This window comes from Plesiocystis pacifica SIR-1 (assembly GCF_000170895.1).
GTDB classification, from domain to species: Bacteria; Myxococcota_A; Polyangia; order Nannocystales; family Nannocystaceae; genus Plesiocystis; species Plesiocystis pacifica.
The window spans coordinates 86,951-99,233 of sequence record NZ_ABCS01000023.1 but is presented as its reverse complement, the minus strand read 5'-3'; the positions used below and the strand labels follow the sequence as shown (position 1 = coordinate 99,233).

11 protein-coding genes are annotated in these 12,283 nt (G+C 71.6%); 8 read left to right on the top strand and 3 right to left on the bottom strand.

The window, feature by feature from the left end; translation table 11 throughout:
• Positions 1 to 66 precede the first annotated feature (66 nt).
• Entirely contained in the window at positions 67 to 789 is a 723-nt protein-coding gene (locus PPSIR1_RS14405; RefSeq protein ID WP_157595544.1) for a hypothetical protein, read from the bottom strand.
• Between the two features lie 146 nt (positions 790 to 935).
• On the opposite strand from PPSIR1_RS14405, the gene accD reads away from it, so the two are divergent.
• From accD to PPSIR1_RS14390, 3 genes are all read left to right on the top strand, one after another.
• Positions 936 to 1,796, top strand: a complete 861-nt coding sequence (gene accD / locus PPSIR1_RS14400) for an acetyl-CoA carboxylase, carboxyltransferase subunit beta (protein ID WP_045115993.1) — start codon at positions 936 to 938, stop codon at positions 1,794 to 1,796.
• A 5-nt stretch (positions 1,797 to 1,801) separates the two neighbouring features.
• Positions 1,802 to 3,025, top strand: coding sequence for a bifunctional folylpolyglutamate synthase/dihydrofolate synthase (locus tag PPSIR1_RS14395; protein WP_006971811.1), 1,224 nt, complete (start codon positions 1,802 to 1,804; stop codon positions 3,023 to 3,025).
• A gap of 83 nt (positions 3,026 to 3,108) precedes the next feature.
• Complete coding sequence (locus PPSIR1_RS14390) at positions 3,109 to 3,996, top strand: hypothetical protein (RefSeq protein ID WP_157595543.1); 888 nt, start codon at positions 3,109 to 3,111, stop codon at positions 3,994 to 3,996.
• A 22-nt stretch (positions 3,997 to 4,018) separates the two neighbouring features.
• On the opposite strand, the gene PPSIR1_RS14385 is transcribed toward PPSIR1_RS14390, so the two are convergent.
• On the bottom strand, positions 4,019 to 4,621 hold the full coding sequence (locus PPSIR1_RS14385) for a hypothetical protein (protein WP_006971809.1): 603 nt from the start codon (positions 4,619 to 4,621) through the stop codon (positions 4,019 to 4,021).
• A 325-nt stretch (positions 4,622 to 4,946) separates the two neighbouring features.
• Positions 4,947 to 5,861 carry a nucleoside triphosphate pyrophosphohydrolase gene (mazG, locus tag PPSIR1_RS14380; protein ID WP_006971808.1) on the bottom strand — a complete coding sequence of 305 codons (915 nt, stop codon included), beginning with the start codon at positions 5,859 to 5,861 and terminating at the stop codon, positions 4,947 to 4,949.
• Positions 5,862 to 6,082: 221 nt separating this feature from the next.
• Between mazG and PPSIR1_RS14375 the strand changes: the two genes are divergently transcribed.
• The 5 genes from PPSIR1_RS14375 to PPSIR1_RS14355 all read left to right on the top strand — a co-directional run bounded on the left by PPSIR1_RS14375 (position 6,083) and on the right by PPSIR1_RS14355 (position 12,276).
• A complete protein-coding gene (locus PPSIR1_RS14375) occupies positions 6,083 to 7,105 on the top strand; it encodes a PhoH family protein (protein WP_045116021.1) in 1,023 nt (340 codons plus the stop codon).
• Positions 7,106 to 7,169: 64 nt separating this feature from the next.
• The gene (locus tag PPSIR1_RS14370; RefSeq protein WP_006971806.1) at positions 7,170 to 8,903 is read left to right on the top strand and encodes a metallopeptidase TldD-related protein; all 1,734 of its coding nucleotides are present in this window, start codon (positions 7,170 to 7,172) and stop codon (positions 8,901 to 8,903) included.
• Between the two features lie 24 nt (positions 8,904 to 8,927).
• Positions 8,928 to 10,865, top strand: a complete 1,938-nt coding sequence (locus tag PPSIR1_RS14365; RefSeq protein WP_006971805.1) for an HD-GYP domain-containing protein — start codon at positions 8,928 to 8,930, stop codon at positions 10,863 to 10,865.
• 5 nt (positions 10,866 to 10,870) lie between these two features.
• On the top strand, positions 10,871 to 11,362 hold the full coding sequence (ybeY, locus tag PPSIR1_RS42720) for an rRNA maturation RNase YbeY (protein ID WP_157595542.1): 492 nt from the start codon (positions 10,871 to 10,873) through the stop codon (positions 11,360 to 11,362).
• A complete protein-coding gene (locus PPSIR1_RS14355) occupies positions 11,359 to 12,276 on the top strand; it encodes an isoaspartyl peptidase/L-asparaginase (protein ID WP_006971803.1) in 918 nt (305 codons plus the stop codon). The genes ybeY and PPSIR1_RS14355 overlap by 4 nt, the downstream gene beginning before the upstream one ends.
• Positions 12,277 to 12,283 lie beyond the last annotated feature (7 nt).

The following is a 12,283-nucleotide window of genomic DNA, read 5'->3' as shown; positions in this document are numbered from 1 at the left end:
ACCGGCGGCCAATACCAGGGCGGGGGAGGGGCCGCAAGCGCTCGGAGACGCGTCTCGAGGCTCTTCTCAGCCGAACAAACGCTCGAGCACGGCGAGCATGAAGCGGCGCTTCTCGACGCGGTCCGCGGTCCGCAGCCAGGTCTCGAATTCGTCCATCAACGTCAGCGTGATCGCCGGCCGATCGACGAGCTCGTCGGAGATGACCGCGCCCCCCGCTGCGAGCTTGGCCTCGAGGGTGGGGCGCAGGCGCTCGGCGTACTCCTCGAGCAGCGCCATGTACTCGCGCTTGAGGGGGCCGACGAGCTGCGGCCGCGCCCACGAAGCGGTCGAGTGCAGCGCGCGATCGATGAGCACGTCCATGCCCGCCCCCGGGACCTGCATGTAGATCGAGCTCGGCAACATCGCGAAACCCTGCATCAACAAGCTCGCCAGCTCGAGTGCGTTGCGGTCTTCACTGCGCATCACCGGCCACACGGTTCGCTCACGCATGACCACCTCGGCGACGTAGAGGCCGTCGACGCCGTGCTCGTCCGCCTCGCCGACCACGCGCCGCATGGCCTTGCCGCTGTAGCGCTCGAGGATGTTCTGGAAGGCCCGGGCGATCGACGCAAAGGCCGTTGGCGGCACCTCCGTCGAGCCTGGGATGACCTCGACGGAAGACGAGAAGGGATCCGCGGAGAAGCCGCTCGACCCCGAGGGCGACCAGCTCAGGTCTCCGCCGTCCAGCGGTCCGTAGGGATCGCTCGGTGACTTGGTCGCCGGGTTCACAGCTCGGTCCTCGTCGTTCACGGTGCGCGCAGAATCGTTGCCGCTCCATCATGTGAGCGCGCGCGGGGTCATCGTCGGGGCTAGGGTCGCCCCCAAGTGCTTGCGGAAGGCAGGGGCCGTGTGGATCATAGCCCCGCCCGGGGGAACCGGGACGAGAATTACAGACCATGGCGTGGTGGCGACGCAAAAAAGAGGCCCTCGAGCGACCCGAGTCCGGGGGCAAAATCTCGGTCCCCCCAGGCTTGTGGACCAAGTGCGACTCCTGTGGAGAAATCACCTACACTGAGGAGCTCGTCCAAAACCTGCGAGTGTGTCCAGTCTGTGGCCATCACCATGTGATGCCGACCAGCGAGCGCATCGCGGCGATGATCGACGAGGGCACCTGGGTCGAGCACGACGTCGACCTGACCTCCGGCGACCCCCTGGGCTTCACCGACAGCAAGCGCTACGTCGACCGGATCACCGCCGCGCAGAAAAAGAGCGGCCGCCTCGACGCCTTCGTCAGCGGCACCGGCAAGCTCGACGGCATCGACGTGTCCGCGGGCTTCTTCGCCTTCGAATTCATGGGCGGATCCATGGGCTCGGTCGTGGGTGAGAAGTGCACCCGCGTGTTCGAGCGCGCCCTCGAAAAGCAGTGCCCGGCGCTGGTGTTCTCGGCCTCGGGCGGCGCCCGCATGCAAGAGGGCATCCTCTCGCTGATGCAGATGGCCAAGACCTCGGCGGCGCGGGCCAAGCTGCGCGAGGCCGGGCTGCCCTACATCTCCGTGCTGCTGCACCCGACCACCGGCGGCGTGGCGGCGAGCTTCGCCTTCCTCGGCGACCTCATCGTCGCCGAGCCCAAGGCCCTGATCGGCTTCGCCGGTCCGCGCGTCATCCAGCAGACCATCGGCCAGGAGCTCCCCGAGGGCTTCCAGCGCAGCGAGTTCCTCATCGACCACGGCATGGTCGACCGCATCGTCAGCCGCCTCGAGCTGCGCGAGCACCTGGGCCAGCTGCTGCGCCTGCTGGGCTCGGGCGAGGCCGCCTGAGCGCGGTGGACTCGAGCGAAGACTTCGACTGGCGCCGGGCGCTGTTCGAGCGCCGGCGTCTGGGCGTGCGCCTGGGCGTGGAGCCCCTGGTCGCGCTGCTCGAGGCGCGCCACGGCCCGCTGTGCGAGCGCCCGCCCTTCGTGGTCACGCAGGTCGTCGGGACCAACGGCAAGGGCTCGACCTCGGCGATGCTCGCCCACGCGCTGCGCGAGCTCGGCCAGGGTCCGGTGGGGCTGTTCACGAGCCCGCACCTGCACCGGGTGGGGGAGCGCGTGCAGGTCGACGGGGTCGCCGTCGAGGACGCGCACGTCCGCGAGGAATTCGCCGCCATCGCCCGTTGCGAGGCGGACATGGGCCTCGAGCGCCTGAGCTTCTTCGAGGTCCTCACCGCCATCGCCCTCGGCCACTTCGTCGCTCGCGGCTGCCGTCACGTCGTGCTCGAGGCTGGGCTCGGGGGGCGCTACGACGCGACGACCGCCGTCCACGCCCAGCTCACCGTGATCACGCGCATCGGCATGGACCACCAGGCGGTGCTCGGCGACACCCTCGACGCCATCGCGGGGGAAAAGGCGGCGGTGATTCGGCCCGGGGTGCCATCCGTAACGTGCGCGCAGGAGGCGCTCGCGGCCGAAGTCATCCGCGCCGTCGCGGCGGACAAAGACGCGCCGCTCCTGCTCGCGCCCCCGACCGCTCGTGCGCCGCTGGGCCTGCCTGGCGACCATCAACGCCACAACGCTGGCATGGCGCTCGCGGCCCTCGACGCGCTGGGCCTGCCCGGCGTTGGGGTCGATGCCCTCGACGCCGTCGCCTGGCCCGGACGCCTCGAGTTCATCGACGGCCTGTGCTTCGACGTCGCCCACAACGTCGACGCCGTCGCGGCCGTGCTCGCGGCCCTGCGCGCCCGCGGTCAGGCCGTGCGCGCCGTGGTGTTCGGCTGCCGCCCCGACAAAGACGGCGCGGGCATGCTCGCGCTCTTGCAGGCCGAAGGCGCGCCGGTGTGGCGGGTGGCCCTCGAGGGAGCGGGGGAGGGCGACTACCCCTCGGCCACGGACCCCAGGCTGCTCGAGGCGCTGACTCGGGCGCGGGGGGAGGCGGGCTGCGTGCTCGTGTGTGGCTCCCACGCCCTCGTCGCGCCGCTTCGCGCGTGGGCCCTCGGCCTCGCCCAACCCGGGGACGGTCCGCGCCTCGACGATCCCCGCGTGGACGCGGAGCCTCCCCAGCGCCGCTGAACGCCCGACAACCTGCGCGCGTGTACCTTCGGGCCGTCCGCGATTTTTGGCTTTTCCTCGCCAGGCTCGCTAGGATCTCCAAGATGGACCGTCGTCGACGTCTCGTGGTGACCACCGGCAGTGTCGCGCTCATGCTGGTCGTGGCGCAGGCCGAAGCCCTCGCAGGGCCGCCCCCGCCGCCTCCTCCCTCGTCCGATGACGGCTCGGGGGCAGCCCCGGCTCCGCTCGATGGGGCCTCCGACACGAACCCGCGCAGCCGTCGGACCAACGCGCCGCCGCCTCCGAGCGGCGGCGGCGGGAGCATCGACAGCGGGGGCGTCAGCGACCCCCTGAACATCGACCAGCGCACCCCCGACACCGACCTCACCGGGACCTGGAGCTTCAGCCGCACGGCGCGGCCCCGGCCCAACTACATCTCCTCCGCCGAGGAGGACCCCTTCTTCCAGATCAACCCCATCGGCTACTACCAGGGGGTCACCGTCGCCGGGGGCAACACGCCTCCCTTCGCGCCCCGAGAGGTCGGCGGCGAGACGGCCGTGCTGACCTGGACGGGCTTCGAGCGCGGCGACGGCAGCTCGCGGGTGTTCTTCCAGCTCAGCACCGCCGTGACCCCGGACGTCGGCGCCGAGGGCATGACCATCACGGTGACCCTGCCGAGCACGGCGATCACCGTCCGCAACAACCGGCGCAAGCTGATCACCAAGTTCTTCAACACGCCCGTCAACGACGTGGTGCTCAGGCGCAAGGGCAAGGACGTGGTCGTGACCATGAACCTGCGCTGGGAGTCGGAGGTCAGCTGGAAGCTCGAGGACGGGGCCAACGGCTACCAGCTGCTCGTGTTCGAGTTCCCCGACTACGCCAGCGAGGACGACGCGAACACGCCGCCTCCGCCTCCGAGCCCACCGCCGACCCCGAGCGACGATGGGGACTCGGGCGACGCCGAGGGCGGCCCCTTCCTCCCGACCGACTGAGGCCGGGAGGCGCGTCTTTGGTTCAACCCTGCGGCAGGGCAGGGGGCGGCGCGCCGCGAGACAGCTCGACGGCCGCCATCGCCCCGCTCGCCGCGGCGAGCAGGTACAGGCCCACGCCCAGCACGGGCGCGAGCACGCCAAACAGGGCCGCACCGACGAGCCACTTGTAGCGCATGGCTCGGTCGATGCGGGCGTGGGTGCCGAGGGTCCGCAGCACCGCCGCCAGCTGAGCCTCGTCTTCGGGCGTCAGCGGCTCGGCCTGGGCCCGCGCCGGCAAGAATCGATGGTTTCGCCACAGCAGCTGGGTGGCCAGCTGGTGCAGGCGCGCGAGCTCTCGATCGATGTCGCGCTCGCTGTTGGTCACCACGGTGACCGCGTAAGTACGCACGCCGGGGACGAACACCCGCGCGCGCGCCAGACCCTGGACCGCCTCGACGAGCAGCCGGCGAGCGCTGGCCGCCCGGGACTGCTTGGCCTCGTGATCCTCGTCGGCCGAACCGTCGAGGGTCAGCTGGGCCATGTGCAGCGCATCCGCGGCGAGCCCCAGGGACTTGCCCGCCCGTTCATCGAGCTCCACGGCCTCCTCACGGTAGTGGGGAAAAAAGGCCAGGGTGGTCGTCGTCATGGGGCGGCTCCTGTTCGAAAACGGGGGTAGAGGAGATGGTTTTGCGGGGCGATGGCGGCGCTGTTCGTGAGTGCAAGGGGGAGGCCAAGGTGTGAGAAGATCCCACTTGGTTCGGCTTCGCCCCCTCGGGCGAGACGGCCGCGTCTCGGGTGTGGTGATTAACGCCGCGGCGGAGCATCGGTTGCACCGCGGCCCAGCCCCAGGCGGGCTGGGGCAAAGCGCGACATGACGCCGGTGTCAGGGCGCGCCGCCCGACCTGGCGAGCGCCTTAGCCAGGATCCTTGGGCCGGAGCCCGTCCCGAGGGGCAGGTGCTCTCAGACCGGATCAGCGCTCGAGCGTCTTGGCTTCGTCCCAAAAGGCGTCGAGCTGCTCGAGGCCCGCCGTGGTCGGGTCGATGCCCTGCTCGTGGCAGCGGCGCATGACGTGGCCGAAGCGGCGCTCGAACTTCAGGTTCGTCGCGCGCAGGGCCGACTCCGCCTCGACGCCGAGCTTTTGGCCCATGCGCACGAGCACGAACAGCAAGTCGCCGAACTCCTCGGCGATGGCCTGCTGGTCCCCCGAGGCGATGGCCTCCTCGAGCTCGGCCCACTCCTCGCGGGCCTTGTCTCGAGGGCCGTCGAGGTCGGGCCAGTCAAAGCCCACGCCCGCGGCCTTGTTCTGCAAGCGCCACGATCGCTGCAGGCTCGGCAGCGACTTGGGCACGCCCGCGAGGGGGTCGAGGGCCCCGTCGCCCGTGCTCGATCCGGCGTCTGGCTCAGCCTCGCCCTTGGACCGCCGCCGGGCCCGACGCTCGGCCTCTTTGATCTGCCCCCACTTGGCCTCGACCTCCTCGGGGGTGAAGCGCGGCGGCTCCCCGTTGGGCCCGAACACGTGGGGGTGGCGGCGGATCATCTTGGAGCGAATCGCCTCGACGACGCCGTCGAGATCGAAGGCGCCCTCGCGCTCGCGCAGGGCGGCGTGGAAGACGATCTGAAACAGCAGGTCGCCGAGCTCGCGGCGGTGCTCCTCGGGGTCGCCCCCGTCGATCGCCTCGAGCACCTCGTGGGCCTCCTCGACGGCGTAGGGCCGCAGGCTCTCCAGGGTCTGGGCGCGGTCCCAGGGGCAGCCGGCCTCGCCCAGGAGCCGGTCCATCAGGTCGCGCATGCCGTCCAACCCGTCGCGCAGGCCGTGCACGCGGTGGTCGATGACCTCGTCGGGGTGGTGGCTCAGGGGGAGGTCGTTGCTGGCGTCCTTGGTCACGTTGCCCTCGGCTCGAGCCGTGGTAGCTTGGCGTCCGGTGTGCAATACCACGCTCCCAGCCGGCGCCATCGCGCTCCTGGGCCGCGTGGGTTCATTTGTCTGGGACTCGTGATGTCGGCGCCGGGAGGATCTCTCCCTTTCGGCTGTCGAATCGTCCACGAGTCTTTTAGGCTCGACCCCAGCCCGGCGCCCGGCGTCCGGTGTCCTCCCAAAGACCCACCGTGAGTACTTCATCCGAAAAGCTCGTGTTCAACGACCAGCGCGCGCTGCAGCTCGTATTTGGCAGCCCCAGCGCGTCCAAGCGCGTCATCGCCGAGCTCGAGCGTGGCACCGGCGTCCGCCTGCACATTCGCGGGACCGAGATCGCGCTCGAGGGCAATTCCGACAACTTCGCCCTGGTCGAGCGCCTGCTCCACCAGATGGTCGCCCTCGCCCGCACGGGCCGGCCGATGGTGCCCACGGACATCGGCCGCGGCCTCGAGATCCTCATGGAGGACCCGGAGACCAAGCTGACCAAGGTGTTCGACGACGTCGTCGTCAACAAGGCCAACGGCAAGCCCATCGCGCCGCGCAGCCTGGCCCAAAAGCGCTACGTCGACGCCATGCGCCGCAACAACCTGGTGTTCGGCGTGGGCCCGGCGGGCACGGGCAAGACCTTCCTCGCCGTCGCCATGGCCGTCCGCCGGCTCATCGACAAGCAGGTCCGGCGCATCATCCTCAGCCGCCCGGCCATCGAGGCCGGCGAGAACCTGGGCTTTTTGCCGGGCACCCTCGAAGAGAAGGTCAGCCCCTACATGCGCCCGCTCTACGACGGGCTCTACGACATGCTCGACGGCGTGAAGGTGCAGCGGCTGATGGAGCAGGGGGTCATCGAGGTCGCGCCCTTGGCCTACATGCGCGGCCGGACCCTCAACGACGCCTTCGTGATCCTCGACGAGGCCCAGAACACGACCCGCGAGCAGATGAAGATGATGCTCACCCGCCTGGGCATGGGCACCTTCGCGGTGGTGACCGGCGATCCCTCGCAAAAGGACCTCCACGGCCGCGAAAAGAGCGGGCTCAACCACGCCCTGCGCGTGCTCTCGGGCATCCCCTCCGTGTCCGTGTGCAAGTTCACGGGTAACGACGTCATGCGCCACCCGCTGGTCCAGGACATCGTCCGGGCCTACGAGCACGACGAGCGCGAGCGGGCCGAGCGACGCGAAGAGCGGCGCGCGGCCGAGCGCAACGCCAACCGGGGTTAGCCGCCTCCACGGGCGGGTGCTCCCCTTGCGGGGCGCCGGGGAGCCGTCCATGCTTCCCGGCCCCATGCCCGCGCCTGCCAAATCCGACGCGCTGCTCGAGGCCATGCGCGCCGAGCTCGAGCGCTCGCTCGCGGGGCTGCGCGTGCCCGGTAGCCCGCGGCCCTACTACCTGCTCTACAGCCTGCGGCGGACCGAGGAGCTGGTGCTGCAGGCGGCCCACGGCTCGCTGCTGCGTCGGCGCCACCGGACCCGCAACCACCTGGGCGCGGACGTGCGCGTCGGCAGCCACGCCTTCGACAACGTCATGGACGGCGGCCTCGACGACGAGGCCGAGGAGCGCGAGAGCGCCGACTGGCTCGTCGCCCCCGACGACCTCGAGCCCATGGCCCTGCGCTGCGCGCTGTGGAAGCTGACCCAGCTCAAGTTCGACGAGGCCATCGCCGACTACTACGACCACCGCAAGGCCATGGTCGCCGAGTACCTGCGCGACGAGGTCGCCTCGTTCACCCGCGAGGCCCCGACCCGGCACCTCGAGGCCCTCGACACCGCGCCCTTGCCGATCGAGCGCTGGGCCGCGGAGCTCGTCGAGCTGTCCAAGGTGTTCCTCGACCACCCCGAGGTCTACGACCCCGAGCTGAGCATCCGCGCCGATCGCATCCACCGCTGGCAGACCGACACCGAGGGCGCCCGCGTCCGGACCTGCGACCTGTGGCTCGAGTTCGAGGTCCGCGGCTGGGTGCTGACCGAAGACGGCGTCTACGTCGAGGCCGCTCGCTCCGTGCCCACGCGCAGCGTCGAGGCGCTGCCTGGGCCCGAGGGCATGCGCGCCGAGCTCGACGCGGTCTTGGCCGAGCTGGCCGAGCTGCGCGACCACAGCTCGAGCCCCGGGGCCTTCATCGGACCCGCGCTCGTGTCGGGGCAGGCCGCGAGCACCATCTTCCACGAGGCCCTCGGCCACCGCCTCGAGGGCAACCGCCTCGTCGCCCGGGGAGAGACCCGGACCTTCGCCCACAAGATCGGCGAGCGCGTGCTCCCCGAGGGCCTGTCGGTGTTCGACGATCCGACCCTCGAGCGCCACGGCGACCAGGCGCTGTGGGGCAGCTACCGCGTCGACGACGAGGCCGTCCCGGCCCAGCGCGCGCAGCTCATCGACGACGGGGTCCTGGTCGGCTTTTTGCGCAGCCGAACGCCGCTGCCGGCCCACGCCCTGCGCCCGACGGACTCCCAAAAAAGGGAGCAGCCGCGCTCCAACGGCCACGGGCGCACGGCGGGGACCCAGCGCGCCATGGCCCGCATGGGCAACCTGATCGTCGAAGGGGACCCGGCGCGGGCCAAGACCCAGGCCGAGCTCGAGGCCGAGCTCGTCGCTCTGGCCAAGGCCCAGGGCCGGCGCCACGCCCTGGTCATCCACCGCATCCGCGCCGGCGAGACCTCTACCGACAGCTACGACTTCCAGGTGTTCAAGGGCGAGCTGGCCCACGTCGAGCGCCTGGACGTCGAGACCGGCGCCCGCGAGCGGGTGCGAGATCTCGAGCTCATCGGGACGCCGCTGTCTGCGCTACACAAGATCGTCGGCTTCGGCGGAGTCCCAGGCATCGACCACGGCTATTGCTGGGCCGAGAGCGGCTCGGTCCCCGTCGGCGGCGTTTCCCCTGCGCTCTTGCTCAGCGAGGTCGAGCTGCAACAGGCGAGCCGCACCGGCTTCCACGAGCCGCTGCTCCCGCCGCCCTTCGCCGACGACGGCTCTCGCGGTCGCCGCGGAGGACTGCGCGAGCGAGGCCGTCGCAAGCGACGCTGAGCCCGTCTATACTCGCGCCTCCTCGTGATCGAGACCTTCGACGGCGTCACGGCTCGAACGGCCGCCCTCTACGAGTTCGAAGAGGCCCTGATCCGGCAGCTCTCCAAGGACGCGCAGCTCGTTCACCGGCGCGGCGCGGAGCTGGCCCTGCTGCGCGCCGGGGCCCAGTTGCCGGCGGAGCTCGGGGCCCACTTCGACGTCGCCCTGGTCGTCATCCCGGCCATGGAGTTCGACCTGCGCCCGGGCAAGACCGAGCGCCTGAGCCAGGCCCTCGAGGGGCTGTACATGAACCGGGTCCAGCTGCTCGCGCTGCCGGCCCCGCCGCTGATCGTCGATCAGGCCCTGCGCGCGGCCCTGAGCGCGGCCAGCCAGCGCCGGCGAGCGCGGATGGTCGACAAGCTGCTCGAGGTCGGGACCGCGCTGGTCGACACCCGCGACCCCAGCAAGCTGCTCGAGCTCATCCTCGGGCAGGCCCGGGACATGGCGGGCGCCGACGCGGGCTCGATCTGGGTGGTCGAGGGGCCCAACAACGCGCCCCTGGCCGAAAAGCGCCTGCGCGTCCGCTTTGCCCGCAACGCCTCGCGCCCCGAGGCCTTGGCCGAGAACGTCGAGAGCGTGTCCCTGGCCATCAACGAGCGCTCCGTCGTGGGCACCTGCGCGCTCGCGGGCCAGGCCGTCAACCTCCGCGACCTCTACAGCGAGAGCCCCAAGGACCGCAGCCACCTCGGCCGGGAGTTCGAGCACGACCGCCGCTTCGACCAGACCCTGGGCTACCAGACGCGCTCGATGCTGACCGTGCCCATGCGGCCTCCGGACGGCGAGACCCTCGGCGTCATCCAGCTCATCAACGCCCGCCGCGACCCCCTGGACCCGCGCCCGCTGAGGACCCCGCGCGACTTCGACGAGCACGTCGTCGGCTTCGACACCGAGGCCGAGCGGCTGTGCGCCGCGTTCGCGGCCCAGGCCGCCGTGGCCCTCGAGAACACCCAGCTCTACGCCGAGATCGAGGCCCTGTTCGAGGGCTTCGTGCGCGCGAGCGTCAAGGCCATCGAGCAGCGCGATCCGACCACCAGCGGCCACAGCGAGCGCGTCGCCACGCTCACCGTGGGGCTCGCCAAGCAGGTCGACGGCATCGATCGCGGGTCGTTGGCCAGCCACCGCTTCGGCCGCGACGACCTGCGCGAGCTCGAGTACGCGGGCCTGCTCCACGACTTCGGCAAGGTCGGCGTGCGCGAGGACGTGCTGATCAAGGCCGAGAAGCTCCACCCGGTCCAGCGCGCCCGGGTCATGGCCCGCTTCGACCACATGCGCACGGCCCTGCGGCTGACGGCCATCGAGCAGCGCCTGCGCGGGGAGGGGGCCGACACCCAGGAGCTCGCCGCCGAGCTCGGCCGCGACGTCGCGCGGATCCGCCGGGAGGTCGACGAGCTGCTCGACCTGGTCCACGCCGCCAACCGGCCCACGGTGCTGAGCGAGGACTGCTCCGCCGGCATCCGGGCCCTCGAGAACTACAGCTTCCAAGACGGCGAGGGCCAGGAGCTCAGGCTGCTCGAGAGCGAGGACGTGGAGTCCCTGCTGATCACCCGCGGCAGCCTGACGCCGGCCGAGCGCAAGGAGATCCAGGACCACGTCGTCTACACCCGCAACTTCCTCGAGCAGATCCCGTGGGGGCGGACGCTCTCGCGGGTCCCCGAGATCGCCGGCAAGCACCACGAGTACCTCGACGGCACGGGCTACCCCGACGGCGTCGAGGCCCCGCAGATCCCCATCCAGACCCGGATGATGACCATCGCCGACATCTTCGACGCGCTCACGGCCTCGGACCGGCCCTACAAAAAGGCCGTGCCCCTCGAGCGCGCCCTCACCATCCTCGACATGGAGGTCCGCGGCGGCAAGCTCGACCGCGACCTCTACGAGGTGTTCGTGGGCGCCAGGGTCTACGAGCTGCTCGACGACCTGTGACCACCATGCACGCGAGCCCAACCTTCTCCATCGCCCCCAGCGTCCGCGCCCGCGTGGCCCCGGCCATGCTGCGCGCCCTCAGCCGCCGGCTTCGGCGGGCCGCCCGGCGCCTGCACATCCCCCCCGAAGAGCTCGCCGTGCTCGGCGTGCGGATCACCGACGACGAGGAGATGAGCGCGCTGCACCTGCGCTACATGGGCGAAGAGGGGCCCACGGACGTGCTCTCGTTCACCGGCGACGGGCCCGGGGACCTCGGCGACCTGGTCCTCGACTGGCAAGCGATCGAGCGCCAGGCCGCCGCGCCCACGGACGCGGCCCGCCTCGACGAGGCCACGGTGCTGATGGTCCACGGGCTCGCGCACCTGACCGGCCACGACCACCGCGACCGGGTCGAGGGCCGACGCATGCACCTCGACGAGCGCCGGGTGCTCCGCTCCCTCGGCGTGGCCAGCCCGCCCCGGCCCTACGCGCCGCGCTTGCTTCGACGAGAGCCATGAGCGCGCTGATCTTGGTGCACGGCGGGGCGGGGACCCTCGCCGATGATCTGCACGACTCCGCCGTGGCGGGGGCCCAGCGCGCGGCCGAGGCCGGGCTGGCTCGCCTGCGCGCGGCCGAAGCCAGCGACGAGCCCGACGCTTGCGTGGAAGCAGCCATCGCCGCCGTGCGCGTGCTCGAGGACGATCCGAGCTTCAACAGCGCCCACGGAGCCTGCATGACCGCCGAGGGCGAGTTCGAGGTCGACGCGGGCATCATGCGCTCCCGCGACCTGGCCACCGGAGCCATCGCCTCGGTCCGCGACCTCGCCGACGCCTGCGTCGTCGCCCGGGCGGTCATGGACCACAGCCGCCACGCGCTCTTGGTCGGCGAGGGGGCCCGCCGCTTCGCCCTCGCCCAGGGGGTGGGCCGCTTTGGACGCAACCTGGTGTGGACGGCCAAGGCCCAGGATCGCTGGGAGCGGGTGCGCGCCGGCATCCTCGACGGCGACAACCGGGCCGACACCGTCGGCGCGGTCGTCCGAGATCACCGCGGGGAGCTGTGCGCCCTCGGATCGACCGGCGGCGTGTTGCTCAAGCTCCCGGGCCGCGTCGGCGACACCCCGATCATCGGCGCGGGTTTTTACGCCCACCCCGAGCTCGGCGCGGCCGTGGCCACGGGGGTGGGGGAGGCCCTGATGCAACGCGTCGCCTGCCACGAGCTGCTCCGCCGCGTCGCCGCCGGACAGCCGGCCCAGGCCGCCGCGGAGGCCCTGTGCGCCGAGATCCACGGGTCGAGCGGGGCCGCCGTGGGCCTGCTGGCGATCGACCCCGAGGGGCGCCCGGCGATCGCCCACGCGAGCGAGCACATGGCCTGGGCGATCGCCGGACCCGAGCGGGCCGTCCACGCCCAGCTCTCGGGCTCCCTCGTGGTATGAAGCGGGC

Bases quoted from the DNA above. Each gene is read 5' to 3' on its own strand.
- accD (WP_045115993.1), top strand. From the start codon at position 936: ATGGCGTGGTGGCGACGCAAAAAAGAGGCCCTCGAGCGACCCGAGTCC.
- PPSIR1_RS14390 (WP_157595543.1), top strand. From the start codon at position 3,109: ATGGACCGTCGTCGACGTCTCGTGGTGACCACCGGCAGTGTCGCGCTC.
- PPSIR1_RS14385 (WP_006971809.1), bottom strand. From the start codon at position 4,621: ATGACGACGACCACCCTGGCCTTTTTTCCCCACTACCGTGAGGAGGCC.
- PPSIR1_RS14370 (WP_006971806.1), top strand. From the start codon at position 7,170: ATGCCCGCGCCTGCCAAATCCGACGCGCTGCTCGAGGCCATGCGCGCC.
- ybeY (WP_157595542.1), top strand. From the start codon at position 10,871: ATGCACGCGAGCCCAACCTTCTCCATCGCCCCCAGCGTCCGCGCCCGC.
- PPSIR1_RS14355 (WP_006971803.1), top strand. From the start codon at position 11,359: ATGAGCGCGCTGATCTTGGTGCACGGCGGGGCGGGGACCCTCGCCGAT.